The organism is Nocardia uniformis NBRC 13702, assembly GCF_001613345.1.
Lineage (GTDB): Bacteria > Actinomycetota > Actinomycetes > Mycobacteriales > Mycobacteriaceae > Nocardia > Nocardia uniformis.
This window is the reverse complement of sequence record NZ_BDCE01000019.1, coordinates 298,998-313,655: the sequence shown is the minus strand read 5'-3', so window position 1 is coordinate 313,655 and position 14,658 is coordinate 298,998. Positions and strand designations below refer to the sequence as shown.

Sequence of the window (14,658 nt, the reverse complement as noted above, 5' to 3'; positions counted from 1 at the left end):
AGCTGAGCGCAGCGAACGATCGATCGACTCGGCTGAACTGAAGTCGATCAAGCGGGCGCTGGTCAGCGTCTATGACAAGACCGGTCTGATCGAGCTGGCCAGCGGCCTGCACGCCGCCGGTGTGGAGCTGGTGTCGACCGGTTCCACCGCCGGCAAGATCGCCGACGCGGGCATCCCGGTCACCAAGGTCGAAGACCTGACCGGTTTTCCGGAAACCCTCGACGGCCGGGTCAAGACGCTGCACCCGCGCGTGCACGCCGGCATCCTCGCCGATACCCGCAGGGCCGAGCATGTCGACCAGCTGGTCGAGCTCGGTGTGGAGGCCTTCCAGCTCGTCGTGGTGAACCTGTACCCGTTCACCCAGACCGTGGCCTCGGGCGCGGGCGTCGACGACTGTGTGGAGCAGATCGATATCGGTGGACCGTCCATGGTGCGTGCCGCCGCCAAGAACCATCCCTCGGTGGCCGTGGTCGTCGATACCCGTGACTATGACGAGGTGCTGCGCGCCGTGAAGGGTGGCGGTTTCACCCTCGCGCAGCGAACTGCACTGGCGGCCAAGGCTTTCCAGCACACCGCGTCCTACGACGTGGCGGTCGCGAGCTGGATGACCTCCGTTGCGGTCCCGGCCGTCGCTCCCGCTGTCAACGCGGATTCCGAAGGCGCACAGTACTTCCCGGAGTGGGTCGGGGCGACCTGGACCCGCGAGTCGGTGCTGCGCTATGGCGAGAATCCACACCAGGCCGCCGCGCTGTACACCAATGAGTCCGGTGCGGCCGGACTGGCGCAGGCACAGCAGTTGCACGGCAAGGAAATGTCGTACAACAACTACACCGATGCCGATGCGGCCTGGCGCGCCGCTTACGACTTCGAGGCCCCGGCTGTCGCGATCATCAAGCACGCCAACCCCTGTGGGATCGCGGTCGGCGCGGATATCGCGCTGGCGCACCGCAAGGCGCACGCCTGCGATCCGGTGAGCGCGTACGGCGGCGTCATCGCGGCCAACCGTGAGGTCAGTGTGGAGATGGCCGAACAGGTGGCGGAGATCTTCACCGAGGTTATTGTCGCTCCGGGTTATGCCGACGGTGCGGTGGAAGTGTTGCAGCGCAAGAAGAATGTGCGCATCCTGATCGCCGACGCGCCGCAGCGCAAGGGCGCCGAGCTGCGTCCGGTGAGCGGTGGTGTGCTGCTGCAGGATCGCGACATCATCGACGCCGCGGGTGACAGCCCCGCCAACTGGCAGCTCGTCGCCGGTGAGGCTGCCGACGCCGACACCCTGGCCGATCTCGAATTCGCTTGGCGCGCTTGCCGTGCCGTGAAGTCGAACGCCATCCTGCTGGCCAGCGATGGTGCGTCCGTCGGTGTCGGTATGGGTCAGGTCAACCGGGTGGATGCGGTGCATCTCGCGGTACAGCGGGCCGGTGACCGCGCCAGGGGCTCGGTGGCTTCCTCCGACGCGTTCTTCCCGTTCTCCGATGGCCCGCAGCAGCTGGTCGCGGCGGGTATCCGGGCGATTGTGCAGCCGGGCGGCTCGATCCGCGACAAGGACACCATCGACCTGTGCCGCGAGGCCGGGGTGACGCTGTACTTCACCGGAGCGCGCCACTTCGCGCACTGAGGTGTGAATGAGGAGGGTCGGTGCGCGGACCGCGCACCGACCCTTCGTCGTTCCGGCGAGCGCACTCTCGTCGTCGCGGCGAGCGCGCCTCGTCATTGCGGCGAGCGCGCCTCGTCCGTCCGGCGAGTCGACCCTCGTCGTTCCGGCGTGCTTTTGGTCGGAGTCCACCACGATTCGCTGCGGTGCGACCAGGCGTGGATCCCGGCCAAAAGCATGCCGGAATGACGGGCGGTGGCGGCGGTGGCGGCGGTGGGGGCGGTGTGTGGTGGAACTACTTGGCGCTCAACACGTCTCGATCACCCAGCGGTGCCTTCAGCTGGATCTCCAGCGTTCCGAATACCGCGATCATCGTGCACATCTTGCCGACCGCGTCCGCGCGGGTGCCGCCGCGCAGTTCCACGGTGACCGCTTCGTCGGTCTCCGTGGTGGTCACGTCCACGCCGTAGCACTCGGGCGAGCCGGTTTGGAAGTTCACCGCGATCTTGTCGGGAGCCAGTTCGGTCCAGGAGTCGAAGGGGATCGGGCGTGGGTTGACGATGGTGGGGTCGGCGGTGAAGGCCCGGCCCAGTTGGCCTTCCGGCGCTTCGGTGGGTGTGGTCGCGCTGGCGGAGGTGGTGCTGGTGGTCGGCTTGTCGCCGCTGTCGTCCGAGCTGCCACAACCCGCGACGGCCAGGCTCAGTAGCGTGGCGCCCGTGGCCGCGACGAGGCGGCGTCCCCAATTCCCGTGCATGGCCTCAACCCTAACCGCCCGACCGCTGCCACACCCTCGATGTGATGGGCTGGCGAACTTCTGGCGAAGGGTCGTCAAAATCTCATCGGATGCGGCGCGTATCTCCCCGACGACCCACTCCTGAGCAGTAGCCTCGGGGGAAGATGTGCGAATGCAGTTCTCGCGCCATCGATTTACCGAAGATCCCCCCTCCGAAAGGACGCACCGTGGGCGACGCGTTGCACGTAGGCGATGAACTTGGGCTCGGTCAGTCTCTGAAGGGTGGTGCTTACACCCTGACTCTGCAGAATGATGGCAACCTTGTGTTGTCGGAGCCGAGCGGCACCGTTGTCTGGTCGACCAGCACTCATGATCAGGGTGTCGAGCGGGCCGTATTGCAGGCGGACGGCAATTTCGTGCTGTACAAGGGCGGCGGCGCCGCGTGGTCCACCGAGACCAACGGTAGGGAGGCCGATCGTCTGGTCGTCCAGCCCGACCGCAATGTCGTGCTGTACAGCAAGGACGGCAAGGCGCTCTGGTCGTCGGGCTCGAATACCGACAACCCGATCCAGGCCGAGCCCGAAGCGGCACCGGTGGAAGACACTCCGCCCCCGCCCCCCGAGGCTCCGGCGGCACGCACCCACACCGTCGCGCCCGGCGAAACCCTCTGGGCCATTGCCGAGCAGTACTACGGTGACGGCAACCGCTACACCGATATCGCGGCGGCCAGTGGGATCGGCAACCCCGACATGATCGGTGTCGGCCAGGTGCTGACCATCCCGTAATTCGGGCCGCACGACAGTACGAGTACTGAACCCCGGCGCGTTTCGCGCCGGGGTTCAGTGCATTTCGAGACAGAGCGGACGGGTGACACCGGAATCCGGCGACCGAACGCCTTCCGGGGCACAATGGGGCGGCATGAGCCTCGGATACATCCCGGTTACCGTCGAATCCCCGTGTGCCACTTCGGCGGCGACCGCCATGGAGGTGATCGCGCCGATCGATCTGACCACCATCTTCACCGGAATGGGACCGCTGCCGGGTGTCCGCGCGGTCCGCGATCAATCCGGCCCCTGGGATACCCCCGGCAGTGCCCGAACAGTACTCCTGACCGATGGCTCCACCGCCCGGGAACAACTCACCGGTTACACCCGCGCCCGCCACTTCGCCTACGAGCTGGGCGATTTCACCGGCATGATGCGCCGCCTCGTCACCAAGGTGGACGGCGAGTGGACCTTCACCACCGCGGGCCGCAATTCCCTTGTCCGCTGGACGTATTCATTCCACCCGCGCCCCGGCCGCCACTGGGTGGTCCGTCTGATCGTCGCGCCGCTGTGGCGTCGCTACGCTACGGCCACCCTCGCCCGCGCCGTCAGAGCCGCCGAACAGGCAGGCTGAAGCTCGTAACGGGAGCGTGAGATCGCGCTACCGCCAATCCCCTTCGCCGTGACGGGGCAGTGCCGGGATCTTTCGGTGATCTGTCGGCCGCCTATGCCGCGCTCGGTGTGCTGCTGACGGCCGCCGCGCTGATCGGCGAGCTGTCCAGTGCGCACGTGGGTTACGTCTTCGTCTGCACATCGGGTGCGGTGGTCTATACCGGCGTGACGTTCGCGGTGTGCCTGCTGCATGCGGCAGAAGCTGCGGCATCCGCTCCGGTGAGCTTTCGTCGTGGCATCGAGAAGGTCGCCGCGCCGCTGCTGATCGCCGTCCTCACGGTTCCTCCCGCCGCCGCGGCGACGGTCCTGTTTGTTTCGGAAAGTGAGTGCGAAGCATGGTCACTGGCCACCGGCGGAGCCGGATTCATCGGCAGCCACACATGCGTGGAACTTCTCCGGAACGGCTACGAGGTCGTGGTAGTCGACGATCACTCCAACAGTTCACCCGGAGCGTTGGACGAGGTCCAGAAATTGGCCGTCGATCACCTCGTGCCCGTGCCGCAGTGTACGAGTGCTGCTGCTGCGGGGTACCGAGGACTCGGCTTCGGCGGCTGCTGCCTGTCCAAGGATATCCGCGCCTTCATTGTTCGCGCGAGTGAACTCGGCGTCGGTCAGGCGCTGGGTTTTCTCAAAGAGGTCGACGAGATCAACGTTCGTCGCCGCGAACGCGTGGTCGAGATGGCTCGGCAGCTTGTCGGGGGATCGTTCCTCGGACGCAACGTCGCGGTGCTTGGCGCGGCGTTCAAGCCGGACAGCGACGACGTCCGAGACTCCCCGGCACTCAGCGTGGCGACCGCGATTCAGCAACGCGGCGGCCGGGTGCGCGTGCACGATCCCGAAGCGCTCGACAATGCGCGTGCGTCCCATCCCGGACTCGACTATGCGCGCGAGGTCAGCAAAGCATGCGAGCGCGCCGACATCGTGCTCCATCTGACCGACTGGAAGCAGTACCGCGAACTGGATCCGGCAGCTCTCGCCGAAACCGTCAGCCACGCACGCATTCTCGACGGACGCAACGTGCTGCCGACCGATTCCTGGCGAGCTGCCGGCTGGACCGTTCGCGGGCTCGGTCGAGCGGGCTGTTTGAACTGTTCTACCGCCCTCAGCGGCGGCGGAACCGAAGACGCAGACCTACGGGCTTGACCGAGACGGTTTCGACCACGTCCAGCTGGTAGTCCGGATCCGGTTCTAGGTCGAACTGGTGCAGAATCACCGCGAGGGTGACCATGATCTCGTGTAGTGCGAACTGGCGACCGAGGCAGGCGCGTGGACCGGTCCCGAACGGCTTGTACACACGCGGACCCAAACTACGCAGTTTATCCGGGGCAAAACGGTGCGGATTGAATACATCGGCGTCCGGTCCCCAAACCTGATCACGGTGTGCCGCAAGCAAGAACACCAGAACCCAATCATCGGTCCGAACAGAGTAGCGTCCCTCGGATAACGCTGTGTCACAGCGTGCCTGGCGAAAATAGCCCGGCGCGGTCGGCCACAACCGCAAGGTTTCGTCTACCACTCGGCGCAGCCCGCGCAGCTTCGCGACCTCGTCGTATCGAATGTCCGGAAAGTCACGGCCCGGCCAGTGTTCACTTATCTCCGCACGCACCTGCTCGGCCAGTTCCTGACTGCGCGAGAGATAGTGGAGCGCAAAGGATATTGCATTCGCAGAGGTTTCGCTACCGGCAATGAGGAAGGTCAGAATCTGGTATCGGATGTTCGTCATGTCGAGTGTGTCACCGGATTGCGGATCAACGCTGGTGAGCATCAAATCGAGGACATCGCGAGGACGCGCGGACGGGGCGGCACGGCGCGCGACGATGATCTCGTCTGCAACCTGGTTCACGTAGGCCAGATCCGCATGGTGCCGACGCAGGCGCCCGGCCAGAAAGGTCCGCTCGAACCACGGCAACACATCGGTCCGGCGCATAGCGAATCGCAGTTCGCGGAGCATGGCACCGATGAACGGCCCCGGATTCGGATCGCTCATCGAACTGAACGAGTGACTGAACCCGGCGCGGGCCATCACCTCGAGGGCAAGCCTGTTCATGTACTCGGGCAGATCGACCCACGTCGGTCCCAGATCCGACCACGCTTCGACCAACTCTCGGACGGTGTCGAGGATGGTGCTGTGGTAGTTGCTCATCGCAGACTTGGTGAAAGCGGGCACAAGCACGTTGTGCGCCTTCCTCCAGTTCGGCTCGTCGTCGAATGCGGTGAACACGCCGTCTCCCGCGATCGGACGTAGTTTCATCAGCGGTGGGCCGACGAACTTCCGCCATCGGGACTCGTCGTTGACTTCGTCGATTTCCGCTGCTCCGGCGACAATGATGGTCGAGAATCCGAAGACGGAATGCTGGAAGACCGGTCCGAGTGTCCGGGCCGACCGCAGAACACTCTGCGCAGGCTTGGCGAAGTCGGTGGTCAGCACATCGCCCAGCAGTGGCAGTCGCTTGGGCGGATGAGGAAGCTGAACCCCGGAATTCGTCGGCGAAATTGTCATTCGCATGCTCCCAATAGTTGCGATCTGTGGACATAGGTGCGATGCCTACGAGGCAGCAACGAGAACGCGTAGTCGGCGAGCGAACCGTGCAGTCGGTAGCGGTTCCGTGCCACCGCGGTGAGCAGGTTCTCGTCGGCTAGGTGGTCCAGGAGATGGCTGGCGCACGAGGAGGTGGTCTGCAGCAGACCGGCAACGGAGTCACCGGTGAAGACGTCGCGGGGTAGCCGCCCCAGCAGCCGAAACGCCTGTTGTTCGGCTGCTCCGAGCGATCGGTAGGACAGCTCGAATTCCGACCGCAGCGGCCTGCTTCCGGCAGCGAACTCGTCGAGCCGATCCTCAGCACTCTCGAGCCGATCGGCTAAATCCGCGATTGTCCAGCCCGGCCGGGATTGCAGCCGGTGTGCGGCAAGTGCCAATGCCAGCGGGAGATGGCCGCACAACTCCCCCAGCTTGCGGGTCGCATCCGGTTCGGCCTGAACCCGCGTGGCGCCCACCGCGCGGATCAACACCTCGTCCGCCTCGGCCGGGGTGAATGTCGGCAGCAGCAACGTTCTGGCACCGTCGAGTGCCAATGTTCGCTTGGTGGTGAGCAGCACAAGATTGGCAGGACCGGCAGGCAAGAGCGGCAGCGCCTGATCGTCCGACGCGGCGTTGTCCAGAATTATCACGGTGTCGCGGCCGTACAATCGGTCCCGGTACATGGCCGTTCGCTCGTCCAAGCCGGGCGGGACCTGTTCACCGGGCACGCCGAGCAGTCGGAGGAACGTCGCCAGGACCGACGCAGGGTTCGCGGGTGGTTGAACATCATGGCCACGCAGGTTCACATAGAGCTGGCTGTCACCGAAACGACCACCCAGCCACAGCCGGTGCGCGACATGCACTGCGAGCCGTGTCTTCCCGATACCGGCCATCCCCTTGATCACGAAGATGGGTACCGAGGTGTCTGCTTTGCCGTCGGACAAGCCGCCCGACAGTTGCCGAATCTCGGCTCGCCGACCGGTGAAGTCAGCGATATCCGGCGGCAACTGATGCTGTGCGCGTATCGGTATGGACTCCGGCCGGCTTACCTTCTGCCGCAAGACACGCTGATAGGCGGCAGTGAGTTCGGAACTGGGATCGGCGCCAAGCTCCCAGACCAAGCGCCGCCGCAGGGCGTTGAAGATGTCGAGCGCGGCAGCCTGCTGCCCGCAGCCTGCGAGTGCGATCATCAGCGCCGCATGCAACAACTCGTGCAGAGGATCGGCCTCGGCCGCTTGCTGCAATAACGGCAACATGTCGTGGTATCGCCCCAAATCCACTGCAGTAGAGGCGTATTCGACCACAACTGCCCGGTATTCGCGGATGAGTGCCAACACGGTCAGATGAGTCTGCAATGCGATGATGCCGTCGAGCGGATCGCCGCGCCACAGGGCGATAGCGTCGGCGAACAGATCGCACGCCGCGTCGAGGTCCCCGTCACCGCGGGCGTGTCTGGCGCGGGTGACGAGCCGACGGAACGCCAGTAGATCGTGCTGATACTCGGACACGGTGAGCTGATAGCCGGTGCGGGTCGCCGGAATCGGCTGTGGCCCGTCCTGGTCGCCCGAGGTCGGCTGAAAGTTCCGTCGAAGCCGGGATACCCTTGCCTGCAGCAGGTCCACAGTGCCGTAGGCCGGCCGCACGTTCCAGAGCGCATCGACCGGTGCGCCGCGAGGCACGGACACGTTCGGGGTCAGCGCGAGCAGCCCCAGTAGTACGTGCTGAGCTTCGGATCCGGGACCGATCGGTCTGCCATCCACCGATATCCGCAACGATCCCAATATCTCGACCTTCAGCCCGCTCACCTGGCCGTATTCAATACCCGCCTGATGTACCAGATCGTTGATCTCGTAATGCGACAGTCCGAATACCTCGCCAAGCTTGCGCAGCGTCGAAGCCCGCAGGCGGACGACTCGGCCCTGTTCAATGTCACGCAAACCGCCGAGACTTAATCCCTCTAGCTCCGCGGCCGCGCGTTGGCTGAGACCGGCACGCTGCCGGAAGTACTGGACACTGCCGGCGAGATCGCCAGATACAGCCATCGACACAGCCATTATCCTCTCGAGCACGAAAGTGGCCACTACTTGGGCAGAGATCCGAAGCCGCCGCTTACTTGCCCCACCATCACATCAGCGAACACGGCTATCGGTCAGGCATCACACCGTTGTTTTACAGTCCCTTCGGCTACCGTGCGGTGCCAGTGCGAGCCATCGGCCCCGCGAGGCGTAGCCGGGCGGAGTACCGAGCTCGCTGCCGGCCAACCCATCGGCCCGTCGCAGCATGCCGCGCAACCACATCGCTTCGAGGAGCAGGTACGGCCCGTCGCCACCTTCAGCAATCTCACGCGAAGGAGGGAACTGAGCTTCATATCGGCTATCAGGCGGACGATCGAATATCAAGCCTTCCCTAAGATGGGATGAGCAGCATTGTCGCAGCACGCCTCCAGTGGCATCGTAGACACACAGGTGTCGCACCTCGTCTCGGAAAGGAAGGTGTGCACATGAAACATCGCAAACCAGCGCACACACGACGAGTGCTGGTGCATGGATCTTGTTCACTGATCACCGCGGTAGCACTGGCAACGTTCGTCGGGGTCCCGGCTGCCGCGCAGGAGCACTCGCCGACTCCCTCGCAGCCCGGCGTCACCTCGCCCGACGAGCCGGGTGCAGGTGGCGATCGGCCACTGGATCCATCCGGACCCACCCAACCGGGCGTCACTCCCCCGCAGACACCCGACGACGAGGCGACCCCTCCGGAGCTGGCCACGCCGCAACAGCCCGGTGTTACGCCACCTCGGCAGGCACCACTGCCGGTACCCGGCGACAACGGGGACACGCCGCAGGACACTGATCCCGAGTGGGAAGCCGACGACCACAGCGCTGCGTCCCCGGACGCCGGCGTGACGGAAGAAGAAACGCCCCCGCAGACGGCTTGGCAAGCGCCACGAACGGAGTCCGCCCCGGCGGCCCCGGTCGTGGAGATGACCGGACCACACACCGAACTCGCAGGCAATATCGATGCTGGCCCGCTGGCACCCGGATTCGCCGCCAATGGACACTACTTCAGCAATCCCGCCGGGCATGCGGTAACTGTCGGATACCGGACCCCGGCAGGGGAAGGCGAGGTTGGTGCGTCGGTGGAGTTCGTGGACTCGAATACGTTCAGGGTCAGTGGTTTCGCCGGCGGTGCAGGGCTGGATGACCGGGTCGGCGATGCCATGGTCGATGTCACTGAACTGAACACGGCACGGATCGCTGTCGAGCACTGGATCCGTCAGCAACCCGGCGGCGCCGAGGCTCTGGCAGCCCTCGAACAGCAGCCGCCGGTGCTGCCGGAGGGAGACATCGAACCGCAAACCCTGGATGTGGGCGGTGCCACGGCCGAGTGGGGCGGCTCGGTCCAATACTGACAGCGAGCGACTCCAGAATGCACTTCCACCACCGAAGCTTCCGGCTGCGAGAACCCGGACATCCGAACTCGCCGGACGCCAAACGCCACTTGTGGATGCTGGGTTTACTCGCCCGGGGTGCGCGCTACTGCCCTCGCAGTTAGTTCTGCACACTGGTTTCGACGCCGGCGAACCCCCACCTCGACGATAGAGCCAACACCCACCAACCACAACAGCCCCAACAGCATCTCCGCAGCTCAGCTGATCCCTACAAAAGAGCTACACCCCGCCGGGATGACGGGGGTGCAAACATGCCGGGACGACGCGTCGTGCCGAGATATCAGGGACAGGGCCGACATCGCCCTGCGAACCACCCAGTTCGGCCCTGCCTCAAGCGAACAGCACCCCCGATGCGAAATCATCGGGGGTGCTCAGCTTTCATCGCCCAAGGGGTGAGTCAGCGTCTACTTGCTCGTGAACGGCAGCAGCGCCATTTCGCGCGCGTTCTTCACGGCGACGGCGACCTGTCGCTGCTGCTGCGGGGTGAGGCCGGTGACGCGGCGGCTGCGGATCTTGCCGCGGTCGGAGATGAACGTGCGCAGCAGGTTCACATCTTTGTAGTCGACCGTTTCCACACCCGCGGAGATGAGGGGGTTCTTCTTGGGTTTTCGGGCCTGCTCGGCACGGACCTTCTTCGACGGTGCTCGCTTCACTGCCATATCAGCGGTTCCTTACTCACGAGACGGGGGTGCTTACCAACTCGATTTGTGTACACCGGGCAGTTCTCCCCGGTGTGCCATCTCACGTACACGAATACGCGAGAGACCGAACTTCCGGAGGTGACCGCGCGGGCGTCCGTCCGCGGCATCCCGATTTCGCAAGCGTACCGGACTGGCATCGCGCGGCATCTTGGCCAGGGCCGCCTGTGCCGCCACTCGATCGGCATCGGGGGTGGTGGGTTTGCGGATGAGTTCCTTGAGTTCGGCGCGTCGGACGGCGTAGCGCGCCACGATGAGCTTGCGCTTCTCGTTCTTCTCGATCTTCGACTTCTTGGCCATGTCAGCGCTCCTCGCGGAAGTCGACGTGCTTGCGCACCACCGGGTCGTACTTCTTGAGCACCATCCGGTCAGGGTCGTTGCGGCGGTTCTTCCGGGTGACGTAGGTGTACCCGGTGCCCGCGGTGGACTTGAGTTTGATGACCGGACGCAGTTCGGTCGATTTCGATGCCATCTCCGGCCTCTCTAGATCTTCTCGCCGCGCGCACGGAGCCGGGCCACGATGGCCTCGATCCCATCGCGGTCGATGGTCTTGATGCCCTTGGTGGAGACGGTCAGCGTGATGCGCCGGTCCTCACTGGGCAGGTAGTAGGTCTTGCGCTGGATATTGGGGTTCCAACGCCGGTTTGTCCGCTTGTGCGAGTGCGATACGGACTTGCCGAATCCCGGTTTGCGTCCGGTGACCTGGCAGATGGCCGACATGTCACTCCCTCCAGTTGTTTATGACAATCGTTTTCGACAACACTCGTTCGACAATGTACCGTTACCTCTCGGTAAATGAAAATCGTTGTCGAAAGAGGTGATGGTGGTGCCCACCCAGCGCTCACCCGAGCGTGATCGCAGGACCCCCGTGCTGGTCGTCGCGGGATTGCCCGGCCGCGCCGCCGCCGGTGTGGACCAGGTGGCGGGCGAATTGGCCGAGCCGGGCACCGTCGTGGTCCGGCACGATCTCGGCGAATTGCGCGAAGGCGTGGTCCGTCGCACCGTGCACAGCGAGGGGCGCGAGAGCGTGACCGTGCTGGAACTCGCGCACGGCTGCCTCTCCTGCACCCTGCGCGCCGATCTGCTGCCGTATCTGTGTCTACTGGCGCAACGGGATTCGGTGCGCCGCATTGTGCTCGCGCTCGACCCGGCCTTCGAGGCCGAGGCGGTCTGCCATGCCATTCAGCATGTCGTGGTCACCGGCGTACACGGCCGCGTGGACGGCCCGGCCGGCCGCAGTGTGCGCGTCGAAGCCGTCCTCACCTGCGTGGACGCGCGGGACTGGCTGGCCGATGCCACCGGCGACGAAAGCCTCGCCGACCGCATACACGTGAACGGTGATGATGAGCGGACCGTCGCGCAGCTGGCCGTGGGACAGGTCGAATTCGCCGATGCCGTCATCGCTTTCGAGACGGCAGCGGTCGATCCGCCGGACCGGGAGCGCATGGCGGCGGTACTCGAACGCCTGGTGCCGCTCGCGCCGGTGCTCTGGGTAGCGGACCCGGAAGGCTGCTGCGGTAGCGATCTGCGCGCGCTGCTCGACCAGATTCCCACCGACGCCCGGCGCGGCCGCATCTACGACGCGCACGCTCCGCTGTTGCGCGGCGAACCTCCGCTGGATACCGATCACGGTGTGACACTCATCGAATTCGCGACCGCCCGCCCGTTCCATCCGGAGCGGCTGCATTCCGCACTGGATGTGCTGTTCGAGGGCGTGGTCAGTGCTCGCGGCCGCATCTGGTTGGCCACCCAGCCCGATGATGTGGTCTGGCTGGAATCCGCCGGTGGCGGATTGCGGGTCGGCGGTGCGGGCCGCTGGCTGGCCGCCATGACCGACGACGAACTGGCACAGGCGGATCCGGATCGGCGCGCGATGGCCGCGATGCGCTGGCACGAGGACTTCGGCGACCGCGATATCTCCCTGGTGATCCTCGCGCACGACGCCGATCCCGATGAGATCCGCCAGGCCCTGCACTGGGCACTGGTGGACGAGGCCGAGCTGCGCCTGGTGCAGCGCGCCCCGGAGCGGGTCGCGGAGTGGGAGGACCCCTTCGGTGAGTGGCACGAGGACCCGTGCGAATCCACCGAATCGACCGGTGCGCCGGTCGGCACCGAAACCCCCAACGACAACCGTTCCAACGAAAGGTAATGCGATGAAGGCAGGGTTACACCCGGACTACCACCCGGTGGTCTTCCAGGACAACAACACCGGCAAGCAGTTCCTCACCCGATCCACGGCCACCTCGGACCGGACCGTGGAATGGGAGGACGGCAATACCTACCCGCTGCTGGTGGTCGACGTGACCTCGGATTCGCATCCGTTCTGGACCGGTGCGCAGCGCCTGCTCGATACCGCCGGCCGGGTGGAGAAGTTCGAGCGCCGCTATGGCAAGCGTCAGCGCGCCGGCGCGAATTCGACCGGAGAAGGGGAGAACTGAGATGGCTGTTCCGAAGCGGAGAATGTCGCGTTCCAATACCCACAGCCGCCGGTCGCAGTGGAAGGCGACGCCGCCCGATCTGGTGCCGGTCAAGGTCGGTGGTGTGGTGCATCAGGTGCCGCGCCGACTGGTCCAGGCCGTGCACCGCGGCCTGATCGACCTGGACAAGCTGTAAGGCGCGACACGCGGCGCTGACACACAATCGCGGCCCGATCCGATAGACCTCGACAAGGGCTACGGCCCGGGCAGGGGCAGAAGGCGAAGGCGCCGAACCGTGCGAGCGGTTCGGCGCCTTCGTTGTTGCCTGCGTCCGCCGTTGGACCGCGGTGACGAGCACCTCTCGATGTCATGGGGCTCATCCTGAAGATAGCGCTAAATTTGCTGTCGTCGCAGGGGATTCACCGATCGGTCACGCGGTCGCGCACTGCGCGATCCCGTGTCCGGCGAGGTACGCACGGCCGGTCGCACCGGTGAAACCTAAAAGTCTTCCGGAAGTGATGAACTCGTGCTGTTACGGCGGTATTCTCGTGGCCGAGGGCGGGTTCTTCTGGAAACAGAAGAACCCGCTCATCGCCACTTCAGGGGGCGTTTTCCGGCGCGGTCAGCGCAACCGGCCTTGCACCCCAGTTCACGGCAATTCCGGACATATCAACCAATTCGATTGTCGGGCGCTGGTTTCCGGGTGGCGGTCTCCGGCGTGCGATCGTCACCGTTTCCGCCGCCCCGGCCCGGAAGCGGCAAATCGGGTAGCAGCTGCTCCAGCCGCGCCAGCTGGTTGCCCACCAGATTGGCCGGACCCGCGATCAGTGAGAGCGGCCACGGCCAGTTGTGACCGGACAGTCGCTCCACCTCCCGCTCCAGCTCAGCGGTGGTCGCCTCCAGTTCGCTGACCTCCGTGCGTAGTTCGTCGATCCGGGCCAGCGCTGCCGCCATCGCATCCACCAGCGTGCGGTTATTGCCCTGTGGATCGGTGCCCAATTGCGGCCAGCCGCCCAGGCCCGGCCCGCGCAATTGGATCTGGATATCGCGCAGTATCTCCTCCTGCTCAGGCGTCAAGTCCGATTCCTCCTGTTCGAAGTCCCACTGGCCGAAATCGGTGCGCTCGGCCACATTCACATCGCAGCGCACGCGGTTCACATCCACCTGCCGTGCGGTCTGCAGTAGGTGTCGGCGCGGATCCAGATTGCCGCCGGACCAGGCCACGGTCTGCCATGCCCAGGTCGCCGTGCCCGCGTCCAGCGCCCGGCTGACCGGCCAGTAACCGCCGTAGATACCGACGTTCTCGCGGCCGAGGACACTGGCGGCGCCATCGAGATAGGCATTGATCGGTACCTGCTGCTGGGGGGTGGCGTCGAAATCGGCGGAGAAGTAGATGGGTCGATCGCGACGGCCGCCGCAACGCAGTACCTGCGCGAGTGCGGCGTGCGCGTCGGTGACCCCCGCGCCGAAGCCGTCCAGCATGCGGGCCGCGGTGGTCTCCCAGTTGGAAGCGATCGAAACCCCGTGCGCACGCAGGTCATCGGCCTCGGCCGGGGTGAGCAGCTTACCGGGCAGACTGGGGCCGCCATCGGACAGATAGCGCACCACGAAGTCATAGCCCGCGGCCCGGATCGCGCTCGCCCCGGGTCGCCCTCCCGCGTAGTCCAACCCGAAACGCATGAGTACCACTGTAATTCGCGTGGCACGCCGACCGCCGGGCATCCGGCCGCATAGTTCGAAAATCGGCCAGTGCGGGTATTTGTCACCGTGTGGTGGTTGACTGGATACGGCCGTGTGACCGACATCACCATGCCGGG

At 65.4% G+C, this 14,658-nt stretch carries 16 protein-coding genes; 8 read left to right on the top strand and 8 right to left on the bottom strand.

Features of this window, described 5'->3' with window-relative positions; genetic code table 11:
* Window positions 1–22: 22 nt before the first annotated feature.
* The gene (gene purH / locus NU1_RS06415) at window positions 23–1,615 is read left to right on the top strand and encodes a bifunctional phosphoribosylaminoimidazolecarboxamide formyltransferase/IMP cyclohydrolase (RefSeq protein WP_067518423.1); all 1,593 of its coding nucleotides are present in this window, start codon (window positions 23–25) and stop codon (window positions 1,613–1,615) included.
* A 271-nt stretch (window positions 1,616–1,886) separates the two neighbouring features.
* Here purH and NU1_RS06410 read toward each other — a convergent pair whose 3' ends face one another.
* Window positions 1,887–2,345, bottom strand: a complete 459-nt coding sequence (locus NU1_RS06410; protein WP_067518278.1) for a hypothetical protein — start codon at window positions 2,343–2,345, stop codon at window positions 1,887–1,889.
* A gap of 206 nt (window positions 2,346–2,551) precedes the next feature.
* Here NU1_RS06410 and NU1_RS06405 point away from each other — a divergent pair, with 206 nt between their 5' ends.
* The 3 genes from NU1_RS06405 (at window position 2,552) to NU1_RS06395 (ending at window position 4,903) form a co-directional block, all read left to right on the top strand.
* Window positions 2,552–3,109 (top strand): LysM peptidoglycan-binding domain-containing protein, encoded by a 558-nt coding sequence (locus tag NU1_RS06405; RefSeq protein ID WP_067518277.1) that lies wholly within the window; start codon window positions 2,552–2,554, stop codon window positions 3,107–3,109.
* A 133-nt stretch (window positions 3,110–3,242) separates the two neighbouring features.
* Complete coding sequence (locus NU1_RS06400; protein ID WP_067518275.1) at window positions 3,243–3,722, top strand: SRPBCC family protein; 480 nt, start codon at window positions 3,243–3,245, stop codon at window positions 3,720–3,722.
* Between the two features lie 107 nt (window positions 3,723–3,829).
* A complete protein-coding gene (locus NU1_RS06395) occupies window positions 3,830–4,903 on the top strand; it encodes a UDP binding domain-containing protein (protein ID WP_212761340.1) in 1,074 nt (357 codons plus the stop codon).
* Here the strand turns inward: NU1_RS06395 and NU1_RS06390 are convergent.
* Window positions 4,863–6,260 (bottom strand): cytochrome P450, encoded by a 1,398-nt coding sequence (locus tag NU1_RS06390; RefSeq protein WP_067518271.1) that lies wholly within the window; start codon window positions 6,258–6,260, stop codon window positions 4,863–4,865. The genes NU1_RS06395 and NU1_RS06390 overlap by 41 nt on opposite strands.
* Entirely contained in the window at window positions 6,257–8,320 is a 2,064-nt protein-coding gene (locus NU1_RS06385; RefSeq protein WP_084521031.1) for a BTAD domain-containing putative transcriptional regulator, read from the bottom strand. The genes NU1_RS06390 and NU1_RS06385 overlap by 4 nt, the downstream gene beginning before the upstream one ends.
* Window positions 8,321–8,778: 458 nt before the next feature.
* On the opposite strand from NU1_RS06385, the gene NU1_RS06380 reads away from it, so the two are divergent.
* Window positions 8,779–9,687 carry a hypothetical protein gene (locus NU1_RS06380; protein ID WP_067518267.1) on the top strand — a complete coding sequence of 303 codons (909 nt, stop codon included), beginning with the start codon at window positions 8,779–8,781 and terminating at the stop codon, window positions 9,685–9,687.
* Between the two features lie 443 nt (window positions 9,688–10,130).
* Here NU1_RS06380 and rpsR read toward each other — a convergent pair whose 3' ends face one another.
* The 4 genes from rpsR to rpmB are packed head-to-tail and all read right to left on the bottom strand — an operon-like array spanning window position 10,131 to window position 11,144.
* Entirely contained in the window at window positions 10,131–10,385 is a 255-nt protein-coding gene (rpsR, locus tag NU1_RS06375; protein ID WP_067518265.1) for a 30S ribosomal protein S18, read from the bottom strand.
* Window positions 10,386–10,418: 33 nt separating this feature from the next.
* Window positions 10,419–10,724 (bottom strand): 30S ribosomal protein S14, encoded by a 306-nt coding sequence (gene rpsN, locus NU1_RS06370; protein WP_067518263.1) that lies wholly within the window; start codon window positions 10,722–10,724, stop codon window positions 10,419–10,421.
* 1 nt (window position 10,725) lies between these two features.
* The gene (gene rpmG / locus NU1_RS06365; RefSeq protein WP_029931154.1) at window positions 10,726–10,896 is read right to left on the bottom strand and encodes a 50S ribosomal protein L33; all 171 of its coding nucleotides are present in this window, start codon (window positions 10,894–10,896) and stop codon (window positions 10,726–10,728) included.
* Between the two features lie 11 nt (window positions 10,897–10,907).
* Window positions 10,908–11,144, bottom strand: a complete 237-nt coding sequence (gene rpmB, locus NU1_RS06360; RefSeq protein WP_067518262.1) for a 50S ribosomal protein L28 — start codon at window positions 11,142–11,144, stop codon at window positions 10,908–10,910.
* Window positions 11,145–11,244: 100 nt separating this feature from the next.
* Here rpmB and mrf point away from each other — a divergent pair, with 100 nt between their 5' ends.
* The 3 genes from mrf to rpmF are packed head-to-tail and all read left to right on the top strand — an operon-like array spanning window position 11,245 to window position 13,037.
* Window positions 11,245–12,573 carry a ribosome hibernation factor-recruiting GTPase MRF gene (mrf, locus tag NU1_RS06355; protein ID WP_067518260.1) on the top strand — a complete coding sequence of 443 codons (1,329 nt, stop codon included), beginning with the start codon at window positions 11,245–11,247 and terminating at the stop codon, window positions 12,571–12,573.
* Between the two features lie 4 nt (window positions 12,574–12,577).
* Window positions 12,578–12,862: a type B 50S ribosomal protein L31 gene (locus NU1_RS06350; RefSeq protein WP_067518259.1), complete on the top strand. Its 285-nt coding sequence runs from the start codon at window positions 12,578–12,580 to the stop codon at window positions 12,860–12,862.
* 1 nt (window position 12,863) lies between these two features.
* The gene (rpmF, locus tag NU1_RS06345; protein WP_067518257.1) at window positions 12,864–13,037 is read left to right on the top strand and encodes a 50S ribosomal protein L32; all 174 of its coding nucleotides are present in this window, start codon (window positions 12,864–12,866) and stop codon (window positions 13,035–13,037) included.
* A 473-nt stretch (window positions 13,038–13,510) separates the two neighbouring features.
* Here rpmF and NU1_RS06340 read toward each other — a convergent pair whose 3' ends face one another.
* Entirely contained in the window at window positions 13,511–14,521 is a 1,011-nt protein-coding gene (locus NU1_RS06340; protein ID WP_169815002.1) for a DUF1906 domain-containing protein, read from the bottom strand.
* Window positions 14,522–14,658: the final 137 nt, after the last annotated feature.

Bases quoted from the DNA above. Each gene is read 5' to 3' on its own strand.
- rpmB (WP_067518262.1), bottom strand. From the start codon at position 11,144: ATGTCGGCCATCTGCCAGGTCACCGGACGCAAACCGGGATTCGGCAAG.
- NU1_RS06385 (WP_084521031.1), bottom strand. From the start codon at position 8,320: ATGGCTGTATCTGGCGATCTCGCCGGCAGTGTCCAGTACTTCCGGCAG.
- NU1_RS06350 (WP_067518259.1), top strand. From the start codon at position 12,578: ATGAAGGCAGGGTTACACCCGGACTACCACCCGGTGGTCTTCCAGGAC.
- NU1_RS06380 (WP_067518267.1), top strand. From the start codon at position 8,779: ATGAAACATCGCAAACCAGCGCACACACGACGAGTGCTGGTGCATGGA.
- NU1_RS06340 (WP_169815002.1), bottom strand. From the start codon at position 14,521: ATGCGTTTCGGGTTGGACTACGCGGGAGGGCGACCCGGGGCGAGCGCG.
- mrf (WP_067518260.1), top strand. From the start codon at position 11,245: ATGGTGGTGCCCACCCAGCGCTCACCCGAGCGTGATCGCAGGACCCCC.
- NU1_RS06400 (WP_067518275.1), top strand. From the start codon at position 3,243: ATGAGCCTCGGATACATCCCGGTTACCGTCGAATCCCCGTGTGCCACT.
- NU1_RS06390 (WP_067518271.1), bottom strand. From the start codon at position 6,260: ATGACAATTTCGCCGACGAATTCCGGGGTTCAGCTTCCTCATCCGCCC.
- rpmG (WP_029931154.1), bottom strand. From the start codon at position 10,896: ATGGCATCGAAATCGACCGAACTGCGTCCGGTCATCAAACTCAAGTCC.
- NU1_RS06410 (WP_067518278.1), bottom strand. From the start codon at position 2,345: ATGCACGGGAATTGGGGACGCCGCCTCGTCGCGGCCACGGGCGCCACG.
- rpsN (WP_067518263.1), bottom strand. From the start codon at position 10,724: ATGGCCAAGAAGTCGAAGATCGAGAAGAACGAGAAGCGCAAGCTCATC.
- rpsR (WP_067518265.1), bottom strand. From the start codon at position 10,385: ATGGCAGTGAAGCGAGCACCGTCGAAGAAGGTCCGTGCCGAGCAGGCC.
- rpmF (WP_067518257.1), top strand. From the start codon at position 12,864: ATGGCTGTTCCGAAGCGGAGAATGTCGCGTTCCAATACCCACAGCCGC.